Genomic DNA, 26,151 nt, shown 5'->3' with positions numbered 1-26,151 from the left:
ATGTCTCCAATTAACCGAATCGGCCGGTTATGTAATCTTCTGTTTCTTTGCGCTTTGGCTTGATGAATATTTCATCGGTTTTGCCATACTCAATTAAGCTACCTAAGTACATATAGGCCGTATAGTCAGAAACACGTGCTGCTTGTTGCATATTATGAGTCACGATTGCGATTGTGTAATCTTCTTTAAGCTCATGAATCAATTCTTCTACCTTTCCGGTAGAGATTGGATCCAAGGCAGATGTTGGCTCATCCAACAAGATTACAGAGGGCTTCACGGCTACGCCGCGGGCGATACAGAGACGCTGTTGCTGACCACCAGATAGTGACAAACCGCTTTGGTTAAGCTTATCTTTCACTTCATTCCATAAAGCAGCTTTATTGAGCGCCCACTCTACACGCTCATCCATTTCAGAGCGAGAGAGCTTTTCGTATAGACGAACACCAAAGGCGATGTTTTCATATATCGACATTGGGAATGGCGTTGGTTTCTGAAAAACCATACCAATACGGGAGCGCAATAGGTTTAAGTCTTGTCCTGGCTCTAAGATATTCTGTCCATAAAAATTAATCTCACCTTCAGCGCGTTGACCTGGATATAGGTCATACATGCGATTGAGTGTGCGCAATAGGGTTGACTTTCCGCAGCCCGAAGGTCCAATAAATGCCGTTACCTTGCCTTGCTCAATATCCAGATTGATTTTCTTTAGGCCTTGGAATGCACCGTAGTAAAAATTCAAATTACGAACCTCAATTGCGTTCACTGCCGCATTTTGCGGTTCTTGGTTTAACGTATCCACTCTACCCCCTTGACTATCAATCTCATTTAAGTCAAACATTGTTCTCATATTACTCATCATCCCTGCACCTTATCTCGGAATACCACACGAGCAAGGATATTTAATCCAAGTACTGCAAATGTAATTAGCAAAGCACCACCCCAAGCAAGATCTACCCAATTGTCATAAGGACTCATTGCAAATTGAAAGATCACCACTGGCAAATTAGCCATTGGAGCATTCATATTAGTAGAGAAAAATTGATTATTTAGTGCAGTAAACAATAACGGTGCTGTTTCGCCACTGACACGCGCAAGTGCTAGCAAGATGCCAGTCATCACACCACTTTGTGCAGCACGCAGAGTAATCATGAATGCTACTTTCCACTTTGGTGTTCCTAGCGCATATGCAGCCTCGCGGAGGCTTCCAGGGACTAAGCGCAGCATGTTCTCGGTTGTTCTCACAACAACAGGTATGGCGATGAGAGCCAGTGCAATAGTGCCTGCCCAGCCTGAGAAGTGCCTTACTTGAGCCACTACAAATGCATAGACAAACAAGCCAATCACGATTGATGGAGCTGAAAGCATGATGTCAGTTACAAAACGGGTGATAGCGGCAACTTTGCTGCGATCGCCATACTCAGATAGATACAGGCCAGCAAGTACGCCTACTGGTGTGCTGATCAAAGTACAACAACCGATAAGCATTAAGCTACCGACGATTGCGTTAGCTAAACCACCGCCTTCAGAACCAGGCGCTGGAGTGCTGTGTGTAAACAAATCAAGGTTGATGGAAGAAAAACCTTTAATCACTAGAACACTGAGGATCCATAGTAAAAAGATCATCCCCAGACCCATGGCAAACATGGATAAGGTTAGGCCAATTTTGTTTGCTCGTTTGCGACGAGCAAATACTTCAGGGTTGATATTGGTAGCCTTGTTCATGATTTAAGGCCCTGCTTCTTTTCCATATTGTTCAGCATCCATTTTGCACATGCCAAAACTACGAAGGTAATGATGAATAGTGCAAGACCAAGGGCGAACAAGGAAGATAAATGGTTTCCAGCTTCTGCCTCTCCAAACTCATTGGCTAGAGTGGAAGCAATGGATGTACCTGGTGCGAATAAGGAGGCAGACAAACGTTGTGAATTGCCAATAACAAAGGTAACTGCCATGGTTTCGCCAAGTGCACGCCCTAAGCCGAGCATGACGCCACCGATCACACCAGCTTTTGTATATGGCAAAACCACATTTTTTACCACTTCCCAGGTAGTACAACCAATGCCATAGGCAGACTCTTTAAGCACTGGAGGAACAATCTCGAATACGTCACGCATCACCGAGGCAATGAAAGGTAGAATCATCATCGCCAGAATAAGGCCTGCGCAAAGAACACCAATGCCGTTGAATGCTCCAGAGAACAGAATGCCTAAACCTGGAATCTTACCTAAAGTTGCAGCTAATGCTGGCTCAATGTAATCAGCAAACAATGGTGCAAAAATAAACAAGCCAAACATACCGTAGATGATGGATGGAACAGCGGCCAATAGCTCAACTGCAGTACCCAAAGGTCGACGCAATGGGCCCGGACAAAGTTCTGTTAAGAAAACGGCAATACCAAAACTAAGTGGAACGGCGATCAGCAAAGCAATAACTGAGGTTACTAGCGTGCCGTAGATAGCAATGAGGCCGCCAAACTCACCGTTGACGATATCCCACTCTTGAGTAAAGAAAAAGCCAAGGCCGAATGTACTCAAAGCAGGCCAAGCATTAATCACCAAAGAAATAATGATCCCCAGCAAAGCAATTAATACGGAACAAGCAAAAAACTGGGTAATTGCATGAAACAAGAAGTCTTGAACTCTCTGTAACTTAGCAATTCTGAGGGCCTGAGGCGTTGGCGCCGAATGGGATTGGGCGTTATCAATCATAAATTAAGCATCTTTAAACACTCAAACAGCCCCACCTTGGTGGAGCTGTTGATAATTACAGTAAAGTTATTAATTTGCAAAATTACTTAGTCGCAATCTTGGTGAATACATTCTTACGAATGAACTCTGTAGTCTTGTCAGGCATTGGTACATAGTCCAACTCTTCCGCCATCTTCTTGCCGTCTTTGAATGCAAAGTCAAAGAATTTAATGACTTCAGCAACGTTTGCTTTATTTTCTGGGTTCTTGTAGATCAAGATGAATGAAGCACCAGTAATTGGCCATGATTTTGCACCAGGAGCATTGGTAATAAATGTACCCATGCCTGGAATTGCAGCCCAATCAGTGCTTGCTGCAGCTGCTGCGAAAGTTAAGTCATCAGGAGCAACATATTGACCGTCTTTGTTCTTCAAAGATATGAAAGTCATCTTGTTTTTCTTGGCATAGGCATACTCAACATAACCAACCGAATTCTTCACGCGAGTAACGTTAGCAGCAACACCCTCATTACCCTTACCGCCTACTGTAGAGGCAGCTGGCCACTTTACAGAAGCACCAGAACCAACAGCGTCCTTGAATAAAGTGCTTGTCTTAGCAAGGTAATCAGTGAAAATCGCAGTAGTACCAGAGCCATCAGCACGAACGACTACTGTAATTGGGCCACTAGGAATCTTCACACCGGGATTCATGATCGCAATACGCTTATCACCCCAATCAGAGATGACGCCTTGGAAAATGTCAGCCAATGTTGGACCATCCAACTTAATCTCACCAGGTTTAACACCGTCAACGTTAATCACAGGAACTACACCGCCAATAATGGCTGGAAACTGAACCATGCCATCAGCTTCGAGGTCTGAGAATTTCACTGGATTGTCAGTTGCACCGAAATCAACCGTTTTTGCTTTGATTTGCTTAATGCCACCAGAAGAACCAATAGATTGATAGTTCAAGTTAGAACCAGTCTTTGCCTTATAGGCCTCAGCCCACTTTGCGTAAATTGGGTATGGGAATGTCGCGCCAGCACCTGTCATGTCCACTGCAAAAGCTGCAGGAGCAAGTGAAATAGCGCTAATGACTAGAGCTTTTTTCAAGAAAGATTTCATGTAATCGGTCCTTTGATGGGAATAACGCAACATTGCGATATTAGGACGATACGGATTGACTATGACGGTTTTATGACATCTTTGTCATAATCAATATTTATTAATTAAATCAATAACTTATAGTGAACTGTACTTGGAAATTTATGCCGTAGGAACTAAATCCGCAATACTCTTGGCGCTGCTCATGGCCAGATCAGCGTCTTTAGTCTCAACCATTACCCTAAGGAGTGGTTCAGTACCAGAAGCACGAATGAGCACCCTGCCAATATCCTTGAGCTCGTACTCAACTTTGGAAATCTGCTTATTGAGAGTTTCGTCTGCCTTCCAGTCGTAACCAGGTTTAAATTTCACATTCAAAAGTACTTGCGGGAAGATCTTTACTGAATCAAGTAATTGGGCCAAGCTCTTCTTATTCTGACTCATAGCTGCTAAGACTTGAAGTGCTGCGATGGTGCCATCACCTGTGGAGTGCTGATCCAAACAAAGCAAATGGCCCGACCCTTCTCCACCCAGAATCCAGCCTTTTTGCTTCAGTAGCTCAAGCACATATCGATCACCAACATTGGCACGCTCAAAACCAATTCCCAATCCTTTGATGGCGTGCTCAACTGCTAAGTTAGTCATGAGGGTACCAACAGCACCACCCAACTTCTGACCGCGCTCTAAGCGATCTTTAGCTAAGACATATAGAAGCTCATCTCCATTAAATAAGCGACCTGTTGCATCCACCATTTGAAGACGATCTGCATCGCCATCTAAGGCAATTCCTAAATCCGCTTTCTCTGCCTTAACTTTAGCGATCAGAGCTGCTGGGGCTGTGGCACCACAACCGTCATTAATATTGCGCCCGTCTGGATTAACACCAATTGAGACGACTTCTGCACCAAGCTCATGAAATACATGAGGGGCTGTGTGATAGGCAGCACCATTGGCACAATCAACAACCAGTTTTAATCCTTTGAGATTGAGCTCACCTGGAAATGTCGATTTACAAAATTCAATATAACGACCTGCTGCATCATCTAAGCGGAAAGCCTTACCTAGTTCTTTTGAGTTAACGCAACCCATTGGTTTTGCCAACTCCGCTTCAATAGCAAGCTCAAAGGCATCGTCTAACTTATCGCCATTAGCGGAAAAAAACTTAATACCGTTATCTTGATAGGGATTGTGTGATGCTGAGATCACAATCCCTGCTGACAAGCGTAATGCTTTAGTCAGATAGGCCACTCCTGGTGTTGGAATCGGACCGCATAACATGACATCAACACCGGCGGCAGCAAAGCCCGCTTCTAAAGCGGCTTCTAATAAATAACCTGATACCCGTGTATCTTTACCGATTAATACTTTGCAGCGCTCACCTGTTTTGGCATTCTTGCTCAATACAATGCCGGCGGCATAACCCAAACGGGTCATGAAATCAGGCACGATCGGAAATGTTCCTACTTCACCACGGATGCCGTCAGTACCAAAGTATTGTTTTTTCATGGATATGATTATAAAACTTAGGATCTTAGGTTTTGCGTCCTAAGTCTAGGTATTTACAGCCTCCCAAAGCTTAAAGGCATCGATAGTCTCAGGCACATCATGCACCCTGACAATCTTGGCGCCTCGATCTGCGGCCATAATGGCTGCCACAACACTAGGCGCAACACGCTCGTTCGTATCTTTACCGGTAATTTTGCCTATCATTGATTTACGGGATATGCCTGCTAAAACTGGATAACCCAGTTCTGAGAAACTCTGGAATTTAGTGAGCATATTCAGGTTATGTTCAAGGCTCTTACCAAAACCAAACCCAGGATCAATCGTAATACGGTTGTGGTCAATACCTTTACCGATTAATAGATCGGCACGCTCTTTTAGAAACTGTTTAACTTCTGCAACGACATCTTGGTATTCAGGGTTAAATTGCATTGTCACTGGGTCACGCTGCATGTGCATTAATACAATGCCGCACTTGTTACTCTCAAGAACTGCACTCATAGCACCCTCTTGTCTGAGTGCCCAGATATCATTTACGCAATCCACGCCAGCCGTGAGAGCTTGGCGCATCGTTTCTGCTTTGTAGGTATCGATTGATAGCGGAACACCACAATCTTTTAATCCCTCAATCACTGGCAATACGCGATCTAATTCTTCATGCAGAGATACAGGTTCAGCTCCGGGTCTCGTAGACTCGCCGCCTATATCAATAAGATCAACCCCACTCTTGATCATGATCTCTGCTTGTGCAATTGCATCTTTTGCGCTTCTAAATTGGCCACCGTCTGAGAAGGAGTCTGGTGTGGCATTCAGAATGCCCATGACGATGGGGCGCTTACGTTTACTAAAGTCAAAAAGAAAACGCCCACAACGCCATGTTGTGGGCATCACTTGAATGCCTATCTTAGCCATTAAGCCGAATACTTAAGCCGTGGCTGGAGCACTACCTGCCGCCGGTCCGGGTGTACCAGCAGAGTTACCAAACTGGGTTGCAGGTGGTGGCTTAGGTGCGCGCGGTGGACGGCCTTCCATGATGTCATTAATTTGCTCAGCATCGATGGTTTCCCATTCAAGCAATGCGGCAACCATAGCCTCAACCTTGTCGCGATTTTGCTCCAAGATTGATTTAGCCAATGCATATTGACTATCAATCAGCATCCGAATCTCTGCATCAACCTTTTGTTGAGTCAATTCAGAAACCGTCTTGGTGCTATTGCGGCCAAAGATACTTTCTGATTCTGTATCAACATAGACCATCGTGCCTAAGCTATCGCTCATACCGTAACGCGTCACCATATCTCGTGCCATTTTGGTAGCTCGCTCAAAGTCGTTTGATGCACCAGTACTCATGGAGTGTAAGAAGACTTCTTCTGCGGCGCGACCGCCGAACAAAATCGCCAACTCTTCCAACATACGATCTTTATAGAGATTGACGCGATCAAATTCTGGTAGCTGCCATGTCACACCCAGAGCCATACCGCGCGGCATGATGGTCACCTTATGGACTGGATCAGCTTTAGGCAATACTTTTGCAACAACTGCATGACCAGACTCGTGATAGGCCGTATTGCGACGCTCTTCCTCACGCATGACCGCAGACTTACGCTCAGGACCCATGTAGATCTTGTCTTTGGCGTCTTCAAAGTCTTTCATATCGACTGAGCGCTTATTACGGCGTGCAGCAAACAAGGCTGCCTCATTGACTAAGTTCGCCAAGTCTGCACCCGAGAAGCCAGGTGTGCCACGTGCCAATACAGCAGCATTGACATCAGGATCGATAGGAACTTTACGCATGTGTACTTGCAAGATTTGCTCGCGACCACGAATGTCTGGCAATCCAACATGTACTTGACGGTCAAAACGACCTGGGCGCAATAGCGCTTTGTCTAGTACATCGGAACGGTTCGTTGCAGCAACAACGATCACACCGCTATTACTTTCAAAACCATCCATCTCAACAAGCATTTGGTTTAAGGTTTGTTCGCGCTCATCATTGCCGCCACCCATACCAGCACCACGATGTCGACCAACCGCATCAATCTCATCAATAAAGATGATGCAAGGAGAATTCTTCTTGGCGTTCTCGAACATATCGCGTACACGGGATGCACCAACACCAACAAACATCTCCACGAAATCAGAACCTGAAATCGAGAAGAAAGGAACTTTAGCTTCGCCTGCAATAGCACGTGCCAACAGAGTCTTACCAGTACCTGGAGGGCCTACGAGCAATACGCCGTGGGGAATGCGGCCGCCGAGCTTTTGAAACTTTTGCGGATCCTTTAAGAAGTCGACCAACTCAAAGACTTCCTCTTTCGCCTCATCGCAACCTGCGACATCAGCAAAAGTAACGGTGTTGCTGTTCTCATCAATTAAGCGCGCTTTGGATTTGCCAAAGGAGAATGCGCCGCCTTTGCCGCCACCTTGCATCTGACGCATCATGAAGAACCAGAAACCAATAATTAATAAAGTCGGCCCAAGGTAGTACAAAGCAGAAACCAACATATTGGGTTCATCTTCTGCTTTACCGGTAACTTGTACGCCATACTTCATTAAGTCACCAACCATCCAGATATCGCCTGGAGAGATGATGGAATACTTATTGCCGTCAGCAGGCGTCACCTGCAATGTGCGGCCTTGAACATCAACGCGCTTTACTTTGCCAGCCTTGGCGTCATCCATGAATTGGGAATACGTGACCTGGTTCTGGTCCTTAGGCTTATCAAACTGTTTAAAAACAGTGAAGAGCACCAAGCCCACAATGAGCCAAACACCGATTTTTTGGAACATATTGCTGTTCAAAATTGAGTCCTTTTCTGGATTGATCCAGGAGTTAAAGCGAATCGCTATCTAAGTATTTGATTCTACTACCAGCCTTTTTCAAGGGCTAATGGCATATTTATTTGATAAACCCATGTATTTCAGGGGGTTATTGGGTCTGATTTGAGTTAATTAATGAGCTTATTTAGGTGGCTTGAGGTTTCTACCCAGAAGAAAGATCTCAGAAGACCTTGCCCGAGAAGCTTTAGGCTTTCTGGAGGCGACTGTTTTGAAGACCTTTTTAAAGGATTCCACGATCTGGCTGTAGCCACTGCCGTTAAAACACTTAATCAGCAATGCGCCTTCCGGTTTGAGGTGAGAAACTGCAAAATCAAGCGCAATCTCAGCTAAAAAGGCCATACGGGCAGCATCAGCCACTCCAACTCCAGATAGATTGGGAGCCATATCCGAGAGCACTAGATCAACCTTGCCTTCAGCATTTTTAGGTAATAAGGCCTCCAGTGCTGCAAGCCCCTCATCTTCCCTAAAGTCACCTTGAATAAAACTCACATCAGCAATGTCTTCCATTGGCAAGATATCAATGGCAATAATTTGCCCATCTGGTTTACCAGATTCAATCTGAGGATTGCTTTTGCCCAACTCAGTTAATCGGTTGCGCGCGTATTGAGACCAACTACCTGGAGCGCTACCCAAGTCCACTATGGTCATACCGGCTTTAATGAGTTGATCTTGCTCGTCAATTTCGCTGAGCTTATACACCGCTCTAGCGCGATAGCCCTCTTTTTGAGCCATCTTCACATAGGGGTCGGTTAGATGATCCTGCAACCAACTTTTATTAAATTTATTCTTTGCCACAACTTACCCACTTTCGCCCTACATTTTCCTAGTTTCTGCCCCCTAAAGCAAAAGGAATTGTCTTAAAACGACTCAATTCCCTTGTAAAAGGCTGATTTAGCCTTTGATGCTCTATCATCGATCCCATGACCGCACTAACTATTACCCCCGCACAACGTAAATCTCTCAAAGCCGACGCCCATGACTTAAGTCCTGTGGTAATGGTTGGTGGAGATGGCCTCACACCTGCTGTGATCAAAGAAGCAAAACTGGCTATCAATCATCATGGCCTGATCAAGATTCGCGTGTTTGGTGATGATCGCGAAGCGCGCGTGGCAATCTACGAAGAACTTTGTGACAAGCTTGATGCCGCTCCCGTGCAACACATTGGTAAGTTACTTGTCCTATGGAAACCAAAGGATATCGTTGATGAGGCTTATGCCAATTTAGGTCGCTCAAGCAAACAGACTAAAAAATCATTGCAAGCGCCTAGAACCAAGCGTCAACCCAATCGCGCACCAAGTAAGTCTGGCATTCGCACTAGCACTTCAGAAAGATCTGATCGTCGCTCTTCAAGCAAATCGCCTTTTGAACGTGCTGCCGCTGTTAAATCTGCGACACCGAAAAAACGGGTCCTGCGTTCAGAAGCAGCAGAATCAAAAATTGGCTGGTCATCACCTGGTTACCGTAAAGCTGCTGCAGCGCCAGCAACAGTCAAACGTCGCAAAGTGCGCATGAGTAGCAACAAAAAGAAATCACTTGGGTCTTAAGTTTAACTAGCTAGACCGCATAGCTTAGATGAACGCCGCTAGTCGGCATTTTTTGTTGCCCGCCAAACTAGGAGCAGGCCAAGCGCAGATTGAATCATAAACAAGATGCTAGACACTCCATGCAGCCGTCCAAATAGAACCGCATTGGTTGACTCACGCACAGAAAGACCAGCATACAAAGCCTGATCTCTGAGGGAATTCATCCAAGGAATAATAATGAATGCAGCGCCAATCGTACAAGCCAGCATGCCCAATAAAATCCAGCGAATTAGGCGATAGTGTTGATTGCCGTGTCTCACTAAATAATTTGCCATCACCATCAGAAAACCACTGAGAGCGACGCCGATATAAGCGGTAGTTTTAAAAAGAGATGCTGCAACCATGCCAGCCACTTGACGATCGCCAAGCGAAGAAAATAAAACAGGCACCACAAGAAATCCAACGGCAATAAAACTTCCCACCCACAACCCAGAGAGGATGCTAAATATTCTCTGGGTTCGGGAATGAGTCATTAGATGTATCGAACCGCCAAAATTTCAACCTCACGATTACCGCCAGGAGCTTGAACAGCCACTACATCGCCCTCTTCCTTACTAATTAAAGCACGGGCAATAGGTGAGCTAATGGAGATTTTATTTAATGCAATATCGGCTTCATCGTCACCAACGATTTGGTAGGTAAACTTAGTGCCATCCTCAAGATCTTCTAGATCTACTGTGGCACCAAATACTACACGACCAGAAACATCTAAAGATGCAGGATCGATAATCTGGGCGGCTGAGAGTTTACCCTCAAGCTCTTGAATGCGACCTTCGATGAAGCCCTGCTTCTCTTTGGCGGCATCGTATTCAGCGTTCTCAGACAAATCGCCTTGAGCGCGCGCTTCTGAAATAGCATTGATTACTGCAGGACGCTCAACATGCTTAAGACGATGCAACTCCTCTTTGAGGAGTTCTGCACCGCGTTTGGTAATTGGAATTGTGCTCATGCTACTAACCTAACTTAAAAACAGGCGCAAAACACGCCTATTTGTTGATTTTAGATTAAATGAGCGCCCGATGTAAGTCTTGGAGCGAATAAACCTCTAGCGACTCTTTGCTGCCGTTTTGAGATGCCAGCAAACCATCCATCACCGCACGAGCTGCGCTAATGGTAGTGTAGTAAGTCACACTATTGGCCTGAGCGCTCGTCCGGATAGACCTAGAGTCAGCAATCGCTGTGCGGGTTTCATCAACAGTCGTAAACACCAAGGAGATCTCACCATTCTTAATAAAATCAACGATGTGCGGACGACCATCTTTAACCTTATTCACTACGCGCACCGGTAAACCAGCCGCATCAATCGCTGCAGCAGTCCCTTTAGTTGCAATCATAGGGAAACCAAGCTGATGCAAGATTTTAGCCACTTCAATCGCCTTAGGCTTATCGCTGTCTTTCACGGTCAACAGAACGGTACCACTCTTAGGCAACTTAATACCAGCGCCCAATTGAGACTTAAATAACGCTTCGCCGAAGGTTTTACCAACTCCCATCACTTCACCAGTTGAACGCATTTCAGGTCCAAGGATTGGATCAATACCAGGGAACTTATTGAATGGGAATACTGCTTCTTTGACAGAGAAGTATGGTGGCTTCACTTCAGACTTGATGCCTTGTTGCTCGAGTGATTGACCAACCATACAACGCGCTGCGATCTTCGCTAATTGCAAACCAGTCGCTTTAGAGACAAAAGGCACTGTACGTGAAGCACGTGGATTGACCTCAAGCACATAAATCACATCCTTGCCGTCAACATTCTGGATCGCAAACTGCACGTTCATCAAACCAACAACGTTAAGGCCTTTTGCCATGGCAGCGGTCTGGCGCTTAATCTCTTCTACAGTTGCGTCAGATAAAGAATATGGCGGTAATGAACATGCAGAATCACCAGAGTGAACACCAGCCTGCTCAATATGCTCCATGACGCCGCCAATGAATACCTTGGAGCCATCGCTGATGCAATCCACGTCGCACTCAATCGCATCATTAAGGAAGCGATCCAATAAGACTGGAGAGTCATGTGATACTTTGACAGCTTCGCGCATATAGCGCTCGAGATCACGACCGTCATGAACGATTTCCATGGCACGACCACCAAGTACGTAGGATGGACGAACAACTAATGGGTAGCCAATTTCTTCAGCAAGCTTAAGAGCTTCGTCTTCAGTGCGAGCAGTGCGATTTGGTGGCTGACGCAAACCGAGGTCTTGCAATAGTTTTTGGAAGCGCTCACGGTCTTCTGCAGCGTCAATCATGTCTGGTGAGGTGCCAATGATTGGCACGCCATTGCGCTCAAGGTCTAAGGCAAGCTTCAAAGGTGTTTGACCGCCATATTGAACGATTACACCCTTTGGCTTTTCCTTGGCAACGATTTCTAATACGTCTTCAAGTGTTAATGGCTCGAAGTACAGACGATCAGAAGTATCGTAGTCAGTAGAAACGGTTTCGGGGTTGCAGTTAACCATAATGGTTTCATAACCATCATCACGCATTGCTAAGGCAGCGTGAACGCAGCAATAGTCAAACTCAATACCCTGACCAATACGGTTTGGGCCTCCACCCAAGACCATGATTTTCTCTTTGGTCGTTGGGCGTGATTCACACTCACCATGTTCTGCTTCATAAGTTGAATACATGTAAGCAGTATTGGTAGAGAACTCTGCAGCACACGTATCAACGCGTTTGTAGACTGGCACAACCTTTAGGCGATGCCGAGCTGCACGGACTGAGGAGGCATCAACACCCAGTAATTTAGCCAGGCGACGATCAGAGAAGCCTTTTTGCTTCACGTGACGTAGTTCAGCGGCAGACAAGCTATCAATCTTGCGTTGCTTGAGCTCTGTTTCGATAGTGATGAGCTCTTCGATCTGCTCTAAGAACCAAGGGTCGACTTTAGTCTCGTTGTAGATTTCATCTAAGCCCATGCCCATACGGAATGCATCAGCTAGATACCATATGCGATCCGGTCCTGGTTCATTGATTTCATTAATGATGTCATCAAGGTCTGTAGATACCTCATCCAGGCCATCAACGCCAACTTCTAAACCACGCAATGCTTTTTGGAAAGACTCTTGGAAGGTACGGCCAATAGCCATAACCTCACCAACCGATTTCATCTGAGTGGTTAGGCGTGAATCTGCTTGTGGGAACTTCTCAAAGGCAAAGCGAGGAATCTTTGTGACAACATAGTCAATAGAAGGCTCAAAAGAAGCTGGTGTAGCGCCGCCAGTAATATCGTTTTTGAGTTCATCAAGGGTATAACCAACAGCCAACTTCGCAGCAATCTTCGCGATCGGGAAACCAGTTGCTTTAGAGGCCAATGCTGAAGAACGAGAAACGCGCGGGTTCATCTCAATCACGATCATGCGGCCATCAACTGGGTTGATCGAGAACTGAACGTTAGAGCCACCTGTATCAACGCCGATTTCACGCAGTACCGCAATCGATGCATTTCGCATGATCTGATACTCTTTATCGGTCAAGGTTTGTGCAGGGGCAACAGTAATTGAGTCACCGGTATGCACGCCCATTGGATCTAAGTTTTCAATGGAGCAAACAATGATGCAGTTATCGTTACGATCCCGCACAACTTCCATCTCAAACTCTTTCCAGCCAAGTAATGACTCTTCAATTAAGAGCTCACGCGTTGGAGATAAATCGAGACCACGTTTGCAAATCTCTTCAAACTCTTCGCGGTTATAAGCAATACCGCCACCTGATCCACCCATAGTGAATGAAGGACGAATAACTACTGGGAAGCCAGAGCTGCCAGTTTCCTTCTGAATGCGCTGCTGCACTTCATGTGCTTCATCCATAGAGTGAGCGATACCAGATTTTGCAGAGCCAAGACCAATTTTGGTCATCGCATCTTTAAATTTCTGACGATCTTCCGCTTTATCGATGGCTTCTGGTGAGGCACCAATTAATTCGCAACCGTATTTCTCTAATACGCCATGGCGATGCAAATCGAGGGCGCAATTCAAGGCAGTTTGACCACCCATGGTTGGCAAAATCGCATCTGGTTTCTCTGTAGCAATAATGCGCTCTACTACTTCCCAAGTAATCGGCTCAATGTAAGTCACATCAGCCATCTCTGGGTCGGTCATGATAGTTGCAGGGTTACTGTTAACCAAGATGACTTTGTAACCTTCATCACGCAATGCTTTACAGGCTTGTGCGCCAGAGTAATCAAACTCACAGGCTTGTCCAATCACAATTGGACCAGCTCCAATAATCAGGATGCTCTTAATGTCGCTACGCTTAGGCATTATTTGCCCTCCTTCTTGCTGGCAGCATTCATGAGCTCCACAAAACGATCAAATAAATAGGCTATGTCATGGGGGCCTGGCGAGGCCTCCGGGTGTCCTTGGAAGCACAGCGCTGGCTTATCAGTCCAAGCTAAACCCTGGAGTGAGCCATCAAATAAAGAAACATGGGTAACACGCAAATTGCTCGGTAGAGTGTTTGCATCCACCGCAAATCCGTGATTTTGGGAAGTGATGGCTACACGACCTGTATCGAGATCTTTTACCGGATGGTTTGCTCCATGATGACCAAATTTCATCTTCAAAGTTTTGGCGCCTGCAGCCAAGCCCATAATCTGGTGACCCAAGCAGATACCAAAGGTAGGCACACCCTTTTCAATAATTTCTTTTGCGGCAGCAATTGCGTAATCGCAAGGCTGCGGATCTCCAGGGCCATTTGAGAAAAATACGCCATCAGGATTCATTGCCAATACTTCTGCTGCGCTAGTTTGCGCAGGCACCACTGTTAATTCGCAACCACGCTCTGTCAACATGCGCAAAATATTGCGCTTCACACCAAAGTCATACGCGACGACTTTTTTCGTTGGTTTAGAGGTGTCTAAAGTTCTGTATGCAGGTTTACCGTTTGGACCATGCAAGTCCCACTCACCTTCACGCCATTCATAAGACTTCTTGGTGGTAACTACCTTAGCCAAATCCAAACCAGCCATTCCAGGAAATGCTTTTGCAAGTTCTAAGGCTTTCTTACCTAGGGCTTCATAATCTTCGCATAACTTGCCGGCAACAATCGCGCCAGACTGTGCTCCCTTATCACGCAATATGCGTGTGAGCTTGCGGGTATCGATTCCGGAAATGCCTACAACTCCGGCCTTAGTGAGATAGCCGTCAAGACTCCCTTCGGAGCGGAAATTAGAAACGCGTTTTGGCAGGTCTTTGATAACCAAGCCTGCCGCATGAATCTGATCAGACTCGGCATCTTGGGCATTTACACCGACGTTTCCGATATGGGGATATGTCAAAGTGACAATTTGGCGTGAATAACTAGGATCAGTGATGATCTCTTGATAACCAGTCAATGCGGTATTGAAAACGACTTCACCGGTAGTTTCGCCAGGGGCGCCAATACTAAAACCGGGAAATAATGTGCCGTCAGCTAGAGCCAACACGGCGGGAGGAAAAGAAGGAAGCAAGGGTGACAAACCATCTCCAGTCCCTGCTCCATCCGACGCTCAAAACCCCCAAAAAGACCAACCCGGGGCTTGTTTATGCGGGAGGTGAGTGTCTTTAAGCGCTAGGGTATTTAATAAGTTTCGAACCTTGCAATCATACCAGTTTTGGTCCTTAAACCCTTGAATCCCCAGCCAAATGGGCTCTAAAGGCAGATTTCCTCCTCAAACCTACAGGCCAAGGAGGATTTCCTAAAAGCTTAAGTTGCGGCGCTTTGCTCGATGATGGTCTTGATTTGAGCTAAAACGGCCTGATCTTCCATGGTGCTGATATCACCAGGGTCACGACCTTCAGCAACCGCTTGTAGAGCACGACGAACGATCTTGCCAGAGCGGGTTTTGGGCAAGGCCGTAACAACATAAACGCGTCCAGGACGAGCAATCGCACCTAACTGACTATCTACCGTCTTCATGCACTCTTTTTCCAAGTTTTCTGCTTTAGAAGCATCTTTTGGAATTACAAAGGCGATAGCAGCTTGACCTTTGAGCTTGTCTTCGATGCCGACCACAGCAACCTCAGAAATATTAGGATGACTGGAGATGCTCTCCTCAATCTCACGCGTACCAAGACGGTGACCAGCTACGTTGATCACGTCATCTGTTCGTCCCAAAATAAAGAAGTAACCATCTTTATCTTTGATACCCCAGTCAAATGTGGAGTAGATCAACTTACCTGGAATGGTTTCCCAATAGGTACTTACGAAACGCTTATCGTCGCCCCATACGGTTTGCATGCAACCCGGCGGCAATGGTCCTTCAATGGCGATAACACCTTTTTGGTCTGGTCCCAACTCTTCAGAAGTAGCATCATCCAAGAGCTTCATGTTGTAACCAAATGATGGCACGCCTGGTGAACCAAACTTATGCGGCATCACTTCAACACCACGCTGAATAGCCAGCATTGGCCAACCTGTTTCAGTTTGCCAATAGTTATCCACAATAGGCTTCTTGATCGCATCATGAATCCAACTTGCCGTTGGCTCATCCAATGGCTCACCCGCTAAGAACAAAGCACGTAATTTCGAGAGATCATGTTTTGTTAAGAATGATGGATCTTGTTTTTTCAAAACACGCACTGCTGTTGGTGCAGAGAACATCACGGAGACGTTGTACTTAGCAACCAATTCCCACCAGATACCAGCATCAGGACGTAATGGTGTTCCTTCGTACATGATGGTTGCCATACCGCTGAGCAATGGTGCATAAATAATGTAGCTATGGCCTACCACCCAACCAATATCAGAGGTACAGAACATCGTCTCACCAGCGTTGCCAGTAAAAATATGTTTCATTGAAGCAGCAAGAGCAACGGCATAACCACCGGTATCACGCTGAACACCCTTTGGCTTACCAGTTGTACCAGAGGTGTACAAAATGTATGAAGGATGTGTTGCATCAACCCATTCGATTGGGACGATATCATTTAAGTGCTTTTGACGCTCAGCTGCGTAATCTAAATCACGACCCGCAACCGTAGTGAATTCGGTTAAGCCGCGATTCACAATCAATACCTTTTCTGGCTTGTAGCTAGCCAAAGTAATGGCTTCATCTAGCAATGGCTTGTACGGAACTGCTTTACCGCCACGAGCACCTGCCTCTGCTGTCACAACCATCTTCGGTTGTGCATCATCAATACGAGAAGCCAAGCTGTGTGAGGCAAAACCGCCAAACACTACAGAGTGAATGGCACCGATACGCGTACAAGCAAGCATCGCAAAACATGCTTCAGCAATCATTGGCATGTAAATCAGAACGCGATCGCCCTTTTTAATACCGTTGGCTTTGTAAATCGCAGCCATACGATTAACTTCTTCGTAGAGCTCTTTATAGGTATAGGCTTTTTCTTGATTAGTTTCAGTTGAAACCGCGACGAGCGCAATTTGATCGGGACGATCTTTATAGTGACGATCTACTGCGTTGTAGCAAAGATTGGTGAGGCCCCCTTCAAACCATTTTGCAAATGGCGGGTTGTCGTAATTCAAAACTTTGTCGAATGGTTTTTCCCAATGAATTAACTTTGCCTGCTCACCCCAAAATCCATCTGGGTCTTTAATTGAGCGTTCGTGATGTGCTTTATAGGACATGGTCAACCTAATCTAAAAGTTTCTGAAATTACGGGTTTTTGCTCGCCCCCTTGGTACTGGTATTACTACCTGAGGACGATGAACTACCATTTTTCGCAGATTTTGCAAGTCCTGTCGATGCGGATTTATGCTGAGATGCAGCATTTTTTGATGAAGAATTACCCTTAGAACTCGCTGTTTGAGCTCCATTATTTGATTTAGCTGGGGCGCACTTCACTGCCTTGGCGTTCTTGCTGCCTTTTGCAGGTTTTGGGCACTTCGGTGCAGGCGGAGGTGGTTTCTCAAGGCTAAGACTTGCGTTATCAGCCATAGCGGATGAGACGTCACCCGATCTAGTGCCTGTCTTCGGAATAATGACGGTAGAGCCAGCCTTAATCCGCATGCCTTTTGGGATGCTATTTACTTGCCTCAGCGCATCTGCATCAACACCTAAGGTCTTGGCTGCCTGATCGACGCCTTCAGTCTTGCTGACTTTTACCGCCGTCCACGTAGATAGTGGCTTGGTGTAATTTTTTAGATTGGCCTGGAAAATTTCCGCATGCCCAAACGGCAAAAGGATTTGCTGATTGGCATTACTCAGAATAACCGGCTTATTAAAAGAAGGATTGAGGCTATGAAACTCCTCTTCCGGAATTTCTGCCAACTTGATTGCTAATGCAACATCAATATCGCTACCTACATCAACGGCAACAAAATACGGGTGATTTTCTAATTCTGGCAAGACAATGCCATAGGCAGAAGGGTCCAGCACGATCGCACGATAAGCCATAAGCTTGGGCACATACATGCGGGTCTCACGCGGCATGGTCAAGTTCTCGTAGTCTGTTGGTAAGCCTGCAGCTAGATTTCGTTTTTGAGCTTTAGCAACATTGCCCGCACCCCAGTTATAGGCTGCTAATGCAAGCTCCCAGCTCCCAAATTGATTGTTGAGGCGTTGCAAGTAATCTAGAGCGGCATCGGTTGATTGCAAGACATCTCTGCGTTCATCCCGAAAGACGTTTTGCGTCAACTGAAAATCTTTTCCAGTAGCTGGCATAAATTGCCATAGCCCAACTGCCTTGGCGCTTGACTTAGCGTTAGTTACAAATGCACTTTCCACAAATGGGAGTAAGGCAATCTCAGTTGGCATATTGCGTGCATTAACTTCTTGGACGATGTAAAACAAGTAACGTGATGAGCGCGCCATGGATCGATGGACATAGTCAGGCCTTGCACTCAACCAACGTACTTGCTCAATCTCCAGCGGGCTGTTCATGGGCTCCATCTGAAAGCCATCCCGTATACGAAGCCATAAATTATCAGAAGGCGCATAGACCTTGCTGACAGACTGATTCTTTAAATTAACTCGTGTAGCTCTAGAGACTTTTGACCCTGACTTCGTAGGCATGTCTGAAGACCAATCTCCAGTACTAGCGCAACCCGATAAAAAAGCGACAATAAGGAGTGCCGCATAGACCAAACGCATCAGAATCGGTCTTTCCAGGCGCGGATAGTAGCAAGGACATGGGCTGGGCTTGGTAGATCTGCTTGGTTAGATACTGATTTGGCTGATGCAATCACTTCTGCTTGATCGCTACGCATAAAAGGATTGACTTGGAGCTCTTGTCCGATCGTTGTTGGTAGCGTTGGCAAGCCCTTTTGTCTTAGCTCTTGGGCTCGCTCCGACCATGAAATTAAATTGACGTTGTTCGGTTCAACGGCAAGTGCAAAGCGAATATTGGAAAGCGTGTATTCATGAGTGCAATACACCAATGTATTTTTTGGCAAGGCTGCAAACTTCGCGAGTGACTGCGTCATTTGAGTAGGCGTCCCCTCAAATAAGCGTCCACAGCCTGAAGCAAATAAGGTGTCACCACAAAACAGCATGGGTTCGACAACATTGGCTTGCATGTTTGCAAAATAAGCAATGTGACTTAATGTATGGCCTGGCACTTCAAAAACTTTAAGACTGATGCGCGGAAAGTCGATCTCGATCTTATCGCCCTCCATAGCGACTACTGTTCGCCCTGGAATATTGTCGCCAACAGGACCGTATACCGGAATCTTTGGACCCAGTGAATTTAATAGGTTCAAAATGCCGCCGGTGTGATCTGCATGATGATGGGTAATCAAGATCCCCTTTAATTTGAGGTGAGCCTGTTCGAGATACTCCAAAACAGGTGCAGAATCACCTGGATCAACCACTAAAGCAGACTTTCCATCGTGGATACACCAGATGTAGTTGTCATCAAAGGCCGGAATCGGCCAAACTTGCAATAAAGTATTCTTATCCATAGACCGATGATACCAACCCCACCCATCCCCTCACAGACGCCTGCACCTCCTTGGAGCTCCTGGGAGAAATGGCTCCAGTCGCCTCCTGGCCAATATGTACTGCGCTGGGAGCAAAAGTGCTTTGATCAAATTGTGGCCGATGTATTTGGCTTTCATGCGCTACAAATTGGTCTACCGCAAATGAATGCTCTGAGTGAAAATCGTATGCCTTTGCAGGCGCTATTAATGCATGCAAATGACAGTCGTGAATATGCGTCAAGATTCCAGTGGCATTTGATAGAAGGAAATACCTCAGAACTTCCTTTTGCCAATGAGAGCCTTGATCTAGTCGTACTGCCTCACGTTTTAGAGTTTGCAGCAGATCCACACCAAATCTTGCGTGAGGTCGATCGCATTCTACGCCCTGAAGGTCGCCTTGTGATCTCTGGATTTAATCCCGCAAGCTTATGGGGTGCTAGGCAATATCTCAGTAGATTAATTGGCAATCCTTACCTTCCAAGAGATGGTCAGTTTATTAGCCTAATTCGCGTGAAAGACTGGTTACAACTTTTAAATTACTCACTTGATCGCGGCAACTTTGGTTGTTACAAGCTTCCCCTTCATGGTGAATCCTCTATGGCTAGGATGGACTTCTTAGAATCCATGGGCAACCGTTGGTGGCCGATATTTGGGGCGGTCTTCCTAGTATCAGCAATTAAGCGCCATAAAGGGATACGCCTTATTGGCCAGGTTCAGCCTGTTCGGATACCAGCCATTACACAACTCAGTCCTGCTGCAGAGCGCAATCAATTGCGTGATTCTTTAAAGAATAGACAGAAGCAGTAAATTACTGAGATGACCCACCACAAACCCACCCACCATCCACCCCATATCGTCATTTACACCGATGGTGCATGTAAAGGTAATCCAGGCCCCGGTGGTTGGGGCGCAGTTTTGCGCTCAGGCAATCATGAGAAACACATCCATGGTGGTGAAAAACTCACTACCAATAATCGAATGGAAATCAGTGCAGTCATCTTTGCCCTTAAGGCACTAAAGCAAAGAAGCTCAGTTGAGCTTTGGACAGACTCTCAATATGTCCAAAAAGGAGTAACCGAGTGGCTTGAGGGCTGGAAAAAACGGGGGTGGAAAACGGCCAGCAAGGATCCCGTTAAAAACGCGGATTTATGGCAAGAATTGGATGCCCTGCTGCCAGATCATGAGATTTCTTGGCATTGGGTGCGCGGTCATAATGGCCATCCAGGCAACGAACTGGCAGACCAGCTTGCCAACAAAGGGGTTGAGGAATTTTTACCCTAGAGCCCATAAGCCTCATCCAAGCACTATTTAAGCCTGCTTATGAGAGAATGGGCAAGCTTTAAGGCAGCTAGAAACCGCATTTAAACTATAAAAAACTTAGAAAAAACGAGACTGTGTCAAAAATAGAATCTTCTCTCGATCAGTTAGTCGCCAAGTTAGGCCAACTTAAGAATGTTGGCAAAGCGCGTTTGTGTGCACTTTGGCAAAAAGCATCTCCTCAAGTCAGCAAGTTAAAACAGCTCGATGTCGCAACAATCAAAGCTTTTGTTGTGAAATTTAAATGGCGCATCTTACTGGTCATCATCGTGCTTTACGCAGCATCCAAAGCCTATGACTATTTTTTCCCAGCATCAGATAAAGCTGGTGGTCCAGTAACCGTGACAACTGTCATCGTTGAGAAGAAAGATGTACCGCTCATTATTGAAGCTACTGGAACGATCATTTCAAATAGCATTGTTGATATTCGTCCTATGGTTACCAACACGGTTGCCAAGATCAATATCAAGGATGGGCAAGAAGTCAAAGCTGGCGATCTTCTGTTCACACTGGATGACCGTAATGACAAAGCTAATTACGAAAAGCTTAAGGCTTTAGCCGATGATGCTCAAAAGCAATATTTACGCGCCAAGGAGTTGGTAGCCAAGAACTTCATTTCCAAGGCAGGACTGGAGACTTCCCTGGCCAATGCCAAATCAGCCCAAGCAGCCGCCAAAGCCGCCGAAGTGCAACTCTCATTTGACTACATCCGCTCACCGATTGATGGCCGTGCAGGCATTGTTAACGTGTTCCCTGGCTCACTGGTTCAAGCCAGCAACGTAGTCACTACCGCAACTAGCTCAACCGCAACCTCCAGTGTTGGATCGATGGTGACGATCACTCAGTTAAATCCAATCAATGTGCAGTTTGTGATTCCGGAAAAGGATATTCCAACCCTGCTCGAAAATCAGTTGGATGGTGAGCCATTAAAAGTCAAAGTCACTGTTGGTGATTCTAGTAAAAAGGTCTATGAAGGTACCGTATTAGTTGTAGACAACCAAGTGGATCCATCCATTGCAGCTGTCCGAGTTAAAGCGCAAATTCCGAATGACTCCATGACATTACTCCCAGGTCAATTTGCTCGTGTATCTTTGGTTGCCAGTGATTTAAAAGATGCTCTATCTGTACCATCTCAGGCAGTAGTCATCAATCCTCGTGGTAAATTTGTCTTCACCTTGGATAAAGAAGGCAAAGCCAGCCTAGCACCAGTCAAGGTGGTTTACGACTATCAAGGCTCATCTGTAATCACCGGCATTCAAGCGGGTGATAAGGTGGTTGTAGAAGGAAAGCAAAACCTTCGTCCAGGTGGCAAAACACGTGAGGCGAAGTCTAGTGATAAAGCAGCGCCTAAAGCAGAATCGCCTCCTTCTCCAGCACCGACTGCACCAGCGCAGCCTGCTGCATCGGCTACACCTCCAGCTACTCCAAGCACTACAGACAAAAAATGACGCTATCCGAGTTATGTATTCGGCGGCCAGTGATGACCGTGTTGCTATCCGTAGCAACCGTCATTGCCGGCACAGTTGCCTATTTAAAAATTCCGGTAGCCGCCCTTCCTAGTTTTAATTCACCGATTATTTCTGTCAGCGCGTCCTTGCCAGGAGCTTCACCTGAAAATATGGCTGCGTCTGTAGCGCTTCCACTGGAAAAAGAATTTTCGACCATTGACGGCATTACCGTTATTAGCTCAACGAACTTTTTAGGTAGCACCAGCATTACCCTTGAGTTCAATAATGATCGAGATATTGATAAGGCAGCTGTTGACGTTCAAGCAGCGCTATTACGCGCACAAAAGCGTTTGCCTATCGAGATGACGATTCCCCCGTCTTATCGTAAGGTGAACCCTGCTGATACACCTGTACTAGTTGTTCGTCTTAGCTCTCCCTCGGTCAACCTTTCTGACCTCAATGCCTATGCAGAGAACCTTCTCTCGCCAAATATTTCTACGATTAGTGGCGTTGCACAGGTATTGGTTTACGGTGCGAAGCGTTATGCCGTGCGTGTGCGCGCTCATCCTGATGCGCTAGCAAATCGCAATCTCACAATGGATGATGTGGCAATTGCGATCAATAAGGCCAATGCTAATAGTCCAGTAGGCTTGCTTGATGGGCCCCGCCAAGCCATCACCATTTATGCGAACCCGCAATTAGTTCGACCAGAAGAATTTGGTAATTTGATCATTAGCCAGAAGAATGGCTTACCGATCTACCTCAAAGACATTGCCGAGGTCACAGAGAGTTATGAGGATGTTAAAACTTTAGCAACAGCCAATGGAGAGCGCTCAATTGCGATTGCCATTTTGCGTCAGCCTAGCGCAAATACAGTTGAAGTGGTGAAGTCTGTTAAACAATTGTTACCAGAGCTTCAAAAACAAATGCCTGAATCGGTCAAGCTTCAACTCTTAAATGATCGCTCTCTATCGATTATTGAAGCAATTCATGATGTTAATTACACATTGGCACTAACAGTTCTCTTAGTTGTGCTCGTAATATTCTTGTTCTTAAAGCACGTATCAGCCACCGTTATTCCCTCAATTAGCTTGCCAATCTCTTTGATTGGCGCTTTCTTCTTGTTGTATTTTTTGGGTTACAGCCTAGACAATATTTCCTTGCTGGGCATTACTTTGGCTGTTGGTCTCGTCGTTGACGATGCGATTGTGGTGCTAGAAAACATTATGCGCTATGTTGAAGAAGGCATGGATCCACTGAAAGCCTCTCTAAAAGGCAGCAAAGAAGTTGGCTTCACCATCATCTCCATTTCTATTTCATTGGTAGCAGTCTTTATTCCACTCTTCTTTATGGCTGGCCCTATTGGTCTACTGTTTAGAGAATTTGCGGTCGTTGTTTCCCTTTCTATCCTGGTATCAGCAATTGTTTCTTTAACAGTTGTTCCCATGCTTTGCAGTCGTTTTTTGCCAAAGCCAGGCCAGCATGCCAAAGAATACGCAATTAATAAGAAATTTGATCGAGTATTTGATTGGATGCTAAGGACTTATGTCTACTACTTGGATCTTGCATTACAAAATCGCAAGAAAGTCCTATGGGGAGCGGCATCAACTTTTGTAATTACTATTATTTTGTTCGTCAATAGTCCAAAAGGCTTCTTCCCTGAAGAAGATATTGGACAAATTCAGGCAACTACTGAAGCGTCGGAAGATATTTCCTTTAAAGCGATGCTGGAATTGCAGGATAAAGCTGCAGAACTTGTAAATACTGACCCTAACGTTGCCAGCTCGATCTCGGTTGTTGGTGGTGGCGCTAGCTCTGGGACCAATACTGGCCGTATTTTTATTATTTTGAAAGACAAAGCCGATCGCCAGAAGATGTCTAAGGTCATGGAAGGTCTACGCGCTAAATTTAAAGAGCTGCCAGGTCTACAGGTTTATATGCGTCCTGTTCAGAACTTACAACTTGGCGGCAAAAATAGCAAATCTCGCTATCAATTCATTTTACAAAGCGTTGGATTTGAAGGCGTTAATGAATGGGCTGATAAGCTCATGCAAAAAATGCGCGCTGATCCGATGTTCCGCGACGTCACTAGCGATTCTCAATTAAAGGGCCTGAACGTCAAGATTGATATTAATCGCGAGAAAGCAGCAAGTGCTGGCGTTTCCATTTCTGATATTCGAACTGCGCTTTACTCTTCCTACGGCGAGAAGCAAGTTTCAACCATTTATACCCCTGTAAATACTTACTACGTCATACTTGAGGCCTCTGAGGACGATCGTCAGTTTGAGACTGATTTAAATAAGATTTTTGTACGTGGCCGCGCAACAGATAAATTAATCCCTCTATCTAGCTTAGCGAGCTTCACGCGCACCATTGGTCCAACGGCAGTAAACCATCAAGGACAAATTCCAGCAGTAACACTGTCATTTAACTTAGCTCCCGATGTATTTTTGGGTGATGCAACAAAAAAGATTGAGGAATACACCAAGCAAATTGGCCTGCCACCCTCCATCATCACGAGCTATGGCGGTGATGCTGCAGTCTTTAAGAGCAATCAATCTGGTCAGTTGATATTAATCTTTGCCGCTTTAGGTGTGATCTATATTCTTTTGGGCGTTCTCTATGAGAGCTATATTCACCCGCTTACCATTTTGGCGGGCTTACCGTCAGCTGCCATTGGCGCAATTCTTTCTTTACGTATCTTTGGCTTTGAATTAACTATTGTTGCATCGATAGGTATTTTGCTTTTGATTGGTATTGTTAAAAAGAATGCGATTTTGATGATTGACTTTGCGCTAGATGCCCAACGCAACCAAGGCATGACGCCTGAGAAAGCAATCCGTGAAGCCTGCATCTTACGTTTCCGCCCAATCATGATGACAACCTTTGCTGCGTTGATGGGTGCACTACCTATTGCGTTTGGTATTGGCGCTGGTGCTGAATTACGTCAGCCCCTAGGTATTAGCGTTGCAGGTGGATTAATCTTCTCTCAATTTGTAACCCTGATCATTACCCCCGTGATTTATCTCTACCTAGATAAATATGCTGGCAATGGACCCATGGAAATTCCACCTTCCGTACTTGAGGGAACCTGATGCGTCAAGTTATTCTAGATACTGAAACCACTGGCTTGAATCCGGCAACGGGTGATCGCATTATTGAAATTGGTTGTGTTGAAGTGATTGATCGACGATTAACGGATCGCACCTTTCACTATTACATCAATCCAGAGCGCGATATTGATGCGGGTGCCTTTGCAGTTCACGGCTTATCCCGAGAGTTTTTATCGGATAAGCCATTATTTGGCAATATCGTAGAGCAACTCATTGAATTTGTTGATGGCGCTGAGATTGTCATTCATAACGCGGCCTTCGACTTAGGCTTTTTAGATAATGAATTTGCGCTTCTCAAGCGCCCTCCATTTAGAGGATTAGCATCGAAGATTATTGATACCTTGCTAGATGCTCGACAAATGTTTCCAGGCAAGCGCAACTCCTTAGACGCTCTTTGCGATCGCTTTAGCATTAGCAACGAACATCGCACCCTTCACGGCGCGCTATTAGATGCCCAGCTTCTCGCTGAAGTCTATATAGCGATGACTCGAGGTCAGGAGGACCTCTCTATCGATTTAATTGATTACACCGTAGGCGCAGACTCAGATAGCCATGCAAAAGCTTTGCCAGTAAGCCTAAAAGTTTTGACCGCCAGCAATGATGATCTTGAGCAACATGAAAAGATTCTGGCAGAGATTGCTAAATCCAGCAAAAAAGACTCAGTTTGGAGTCCAGCGAATTAAAGTA

The 26,151-nt window shown here is 45.8% G+C and carries 21 protein-coding genes; 6 read left to right on the top strand and 15 right to left on the bottom strand.

Annotated features, from left to right (window positions below; genetic code table 11):
* Nucleotides 1–10: 10 nt before the first annotated feature.
* The 8 genes from pstB to A8O14_RS04910 form a co-directional block, all read right to left on the bottom strand.
* The gene (gene pstB / locus A8O14_RS04945) at nucleotides 11–838 is read right to left on the bottom strand and encodes a phosphate ABC transporter ATP-binding protein PstB (protein WP_370623031.1); all 828 of its coding nucleotides are present in this window, start codon (nucleotides 836–838) and stop codon (nucleotides 11–13) included.
* A 17-nt stretch (nucleotides 839–855) separates the two neighbouring features.
* The gene (gene pstA, locus A8O14_RS04940) at nucleotides 856–1,722 is read right to left on the bottom strand and encodes a phosphate ABC transporter permease PstA (RefSeq protein WP_068948508.1); all 867 of its coding nucleotides are present in this window, start codon (nucleotides 1,720–1,722) and stop codon (nucleotides 856–858) included.
* On the bottom strand, nucleotides 1,719–2,708 hold the full coding sequence (pstC, locus tag A8O14_RS04935) for a phosphate ABC transporter permease subunit PstC (RefSeq protein ID WP_068948507.1): 990 nt from the start codon (nucleotides 2,706–2,708) through the stop codon (nucleotides 1,719–1,721). The genes pstA and pstC overlap by 4 nt, the downstream gene beginning before the upstream one ends.
* An 82-nt stretch (nucleotides 2,709–2,790) precedes the next feature.
* The gene (gene pstS / locus A8O14_RS04930) at nucleotides 2,791–3,813 is read right to left on the bottom strand and encodes a phosphate ABC transporter substrate-binding protein PstS (RefSeq protein WP_068948506.1); all 1,023 of its coding nucleotides are present in this window, start codon (nucleotides 3,811–3,813) and stop codon (nucleotides 2,791–2,793) included.
* A 141-nt stretch (nucleotides 3,814–3,954) separates the two neighbouring features.
* Nucleotides 3,955–5,298, bottom strand: a complete 1,344-nt coding sequence (glmM, locus tag A8O14_RS04925; protein ID WP_068948505.1) for a phosphoglucosamine mutase — start codon at nucleotides 5,296–5,298, stop codon at nucleotides 3,955–3,957.
* A 45-nt stretch (nucleotides 5,299–5,343) separates the two neighbouring features.
* Complete coding sequence (gene folP, locus A8O14_RS04920) at nucleotides 5,344–6,207, bottom strand: dihydropteroate synthase (RefSeq protein WP_228385110.1); 864 nt, start codon at nucleotides 6,205–6,207, stop codon at nucleotides 5,344–5,346.
* Nucleotides 6,208–6,219: 12 nt separating this feature from the next.
* On the bottom strand, nucleotides 6,220–8,097 hold the full coding sequence (ftsH, locus tag A8O14_RS04915; protein ID WP_068948504.1) for an ATP-dependent zinc metalloprotease FtsH: 1,878 nt from the start codon (nucleotides 8,095–8,097) through the stop codon (nucleotides 6,220–6,222).
* Nucleotides 8,098–8,256: 159 nt separating this feature from the next.
* Nucleotides 8,257–8,931, bottom strand: a complete 675-nt coding sequence (locus A8O14_RS04910) for an RlmE family RNA methyltransferase (protein ID WP_068948503.1) — start codon at nucleotides 8,929–8,931, stop codon at nucleotides 8,257–8,259.
* A gap of 125 nt (nucleotides 8,932–9,056) precedes the next feature.
* Here A8O14_RS04910 and A8O14_RS04905 point away from each other — a divergent pair, with 125 nt between their 5' ends.
* Nucleotides 9,057–9,680 (top strand): YhbY family RNA-binding protein, encoded by a 624-nt coding sequence (locus tag A8O14_RS04905; protein ID WP_068948502.1) that lies wholly within the window; start codon nucleotides 9,057–9,059, stop codon nucleotides 9,678–9,680.
* 38 nt (nucleotides 9,681–9,718) lie between these two features.
* Here the strand turns inward: A8O14_RS04905 and A8O14_RS04900 are convergent, their stop codons facing one another.
* From A8O14_RS04900 to gloB, 7 genes are all read right to left on the bottom strand, one after another.
* Nucleotides 9,719–10,192 (bottom strand): DUF4149 domain-containing protein, encoded by a 474-nt coding sequence (locus A8O14_RS04900; protein ID WP_068948501.1) that lies wholly within the window; start codon nucleotides 10,190–10,192, stop codon nucleotides 9,719–9,721.
* Nucleotides 10,192–10,668 carry a transcription elongation factor GreA gene (gene greA / locus A8O14_RS04895; protein ID WP_068948500.1) on the bottom strand — a complete coding sequence of 159 codons (477 nt, stop codon included), beginning with the start codon at nucleotides 10,666–10,668 and terminating at the stop codon, nucleotides 10,192–10,194. Before greA ends, A8O14_RS04900 begins: the two co-directional genes overlap by 1 nt.
* A 55-nt stretch (nucleotides 10,669–10,723) precedes the next feature.
* On the bottom strand, nucleotides 10,724–13,987 hold the full coding sequence (carB, locus tag A8O14_RS04890; RefSeq protein WP_068948499.1) for a carbamoyl-phosphate synthase large subunit: 3,264 nt from the start codon (nucleotides 13,985–13,987) through the stop codon (nucleotides 10,724–10,726).
* Nucleotides 13,987–15,174 (bottom strand): glutamine-hydrolyzing carbamoyl-phosphate synthase small subunit, encoded by a 1,188-nt coding sequence (gene carA, locus A8O14_RS04885; RefSeq protein WP_068949718.1) that lies wholly within the window; start codon nucleotides 15,172–15,174, stop codon nucleotides 13,987–13,989. The genes carB and carA overlap by 1 nt, the downstream gene beginning before the upstream one ends.
* A gap of 236 nt (nucleotides 15,175–15,410) precedes the next feature.
* Nucleotides 15,411–17,294, bottom strand: coding sequence for a propionate--CoA ligase (locus tag A8O14_RS04880; RefSeq protein ID WP_068948498.1), 1,884 nt, complete (start codon nucleotides 17,292–17,294; stop codon nucleotides 15,411–15,413).
* Between the two features lie 28 nt (nucleotides 17,295–17,322).
* Nucleotides 17,323–18,759, bottom strand: a complete 1,437-nt coding sequence (locus A8O14_RS04875; protein WP_068948497.1) for a transglycosylase SLT domain-containing protein — start codon at nucleotides 18,757–18,759, stop codon at nucleotides 17,323–17,325.
* Nucleotides 18,759–19,568 (bottom strand): hydroxyacylglutathione hydrolase, encoded by an 810-nt coding sequence (gene gloB / locus A8O14_RS04870; protein WP_082913101.1) that lies wholly within the window; start codon nucleotides 19,566–19,568, stop codon nucleotides 18,759–18,761. Before gloB ends, A8O14_RS04875 begins: the two co-directional genes overlap by 1 nt.
* A gap of 6 nt (nucleotides 19,569–19,574) precedes the next feature.
* Here gloB and A8O14_RS04865 point away from each other — a divergent pair, with 6 nt between their 5' ends.
* The 5 genes from A8O14_RS04865 (at nucleotide 19,575) to dnaQ (ending at nucleotide 26,147) form a co-directional block, all read left to right on the top strand.
* On the top strand, nucleotides 19,575–20,393 hold the full coding sequence (locus A8O14_RS04865) for a class I SAM-dependent methyltransferase (protein ID WP_082913100.1): 819 nt from the start codon (nucleotides 19,575–19,577) through the stop codon (nucleotides 20,391–20,393).
* Between the two features lie 9 nt (nucleotides 20,394–20,402).
* Nucleotides 20,403–20,867 carry a ribonuclease HI gene (rnhA, locus tag A8O14_RS04860; protein ID WP_068948496.1) on the top strand — a complete coding sequence of 155 codons (465 nt, stop codon included), beginning with the start codon at nucleotides 20,403–20,405 and terminating at the stop codon, nucleotides 20,865–20,867.
* Between the two features lie 113 nt (nucleotides 20,868–20,980).
* Nucleotides 20,981–22,351, top strand: a complete 1,371-nt coding sequence (locus tag A8O14_RS04855; RefSeq protein WP_082913099.1) for an efflux RND transporter periplasmic adaptor subunit — start codon at nucleotides 20,981–20,983, stop codon at nucleotides 22,349–22,351.
* Nucleotides 22,348–25,446 carry an efflux RND transporter permease subunit gene (locus tag A8O14_RS04850; RefSeq protein WP_068948495.1) on the top strand — a complete coding sequence of 1,033 codons (3,099 nt, stop codon included), beginning with the start codon at nucleotides 22,348–22,350 and terminating at the stop codon, nucleotides 25,444–25,446. The genes A8O14_RS04855 and A8O14_RS04850 overlap by 4 nt, the downstream gene beginning before the upstream one ends.
* On the top strand, nucleotides 25,446–26,147 hold the full coding sequence (dnaQ, locus tag A8O14_RS04845) for a DNA polymerase III subunit epsilon (RefSeq protein ID WP_068948494.1): 702 nt from the start codon (nucleotides 25,446–25,448) through the stop codon (nucleotides 26,145–26,147). The genes A8O14_RS04850 and dnaQ overlap by 1 nt, the downstream gene beginning before the upstream one ends.
* The last annotated feature ends 4 nt before the right edge of the window (nucleotides 26,148–26,151 follow it).

It is taken from the genome of Polynucleobacter wuianus, from assembly GCF_001659725.1.
In the GTDB taxonomy this organism is placed as follows: Bacteria; Pseudomonadota; Gammaproteobacteria; order Burkholderiales; family Burkholderiaceae; genus Polynucleobacter; species Polynucleobacter wuianus.
This window is presented reverse-complemented; position numbering and strand designations above follow the sequence as displayed.

Coding starts and splice junctions, on each gene's coding strand:
- A8O14_RS04905 (WP_068948502.1), top strand. CDS start 9,057: ATGACCGCACTAACTATTACCCCCGCACAACGTAAATCTCTCAAAGCC.
- A8O14_RS04880 (WP_068948498.1), bottom strand. CDS start 17,294: ATGTCCTATAAAGCACATCACGAACGCTCAATTAAAGACCCAGATGGA.
- A8O14_RS04875 (WP_068948497.1), bottom strand. CDS start 18,759: ATGCGTTTGGTCTATGCGGCACTCCTTATTGTCGCTTTTTTATCGGGT.
- A8O14_RS04900 (WP_068948501.1), bottom strand. CDS start 10,192: ATGACTCATTCCCGAACCCAGAGAATATTTAGCATCCTCTCTGGGTTG.
- pstB (WP_370623031.1), bottom strand. CDS start 838: ATGTTTGACTTAAATGAGATTGATAGTCAAGGGGGTAGAGTGGATACG.
- pstS (WP_068948506.1), bottom strand. CDS start 3,813: ATGAAATCTTTCTTGAAAAAAGCTCTAGTCATTAGCGCTATTTCACTT.
- pstC (WP_068948507.1), bottom strand. CDS start 2,708: ATGATTGATAACGCCCAATCCCATTCGGCGCCAACGCCTCAGGCCCTC.
- A8O14_RS04850 (WP_068948495.1), top strand. CDS start 22,348: ATGACGCTATCCGAGTTATGTATTCGGCGGCCAGTGATGACCGTGTTG.
- folP (WP_228385110.1), bottom strand. CDS start 6,207: ATGGCTAAGATAGGCATTCAAGTGATGCCCACAACATGGCGTTGTGGG.
- gloB (WP_082913101.1), bottom strand. CDS start 19,568: ATGGATAAGAATACTTTATTGCAAGTTTGGCCGATTCCGGCCTTTGAT.
- pstA (WP_068948508.1), bottom strand. CDS start 1,722: ATGAACAAGGCTACCAATATCAACCCTGAAGTATTTGCTCGTCGCAAA.
- dnaQ (WP_068948494.1), top strand. CDS start 25,446: ATGCGTCAAGTTATTCTAGATACTGAAACCACTGGCTTGAATCCGGCA.
- carB (WP_068948499.1), bottom strand. CDS start 13,987: ATGCCTAAGCGTAGCGACATTAAGAGCATCCTGATTATTGGAGCTGGT.
- A8O14_RS04865 (WP_082913100.1), top strand. CDS start 19,575: ATGATACCAACCCCACCCATCCCCTCACAGACGCCTGCACCTCCTTGG.
- glmM (WP_068948505.1), bottom strand. CDS start 5,298: ATGAAAAAACAATACTTTGGTACTGACGGCATCCGTGGTGAAGTAGGA.
- greA (WP_068948500.1), bottom strand. CDS start 10,668: ATGAGCACAATTCCAATTACCAAACGCGGTGCAGAACTCCTCAAAGAG.
- rnhA (WP_068948496.1), top strand. CDS start 20,403: ATGACCCACCACAAACCCACCCACCATCCACCCCATATCGTCATTTAC.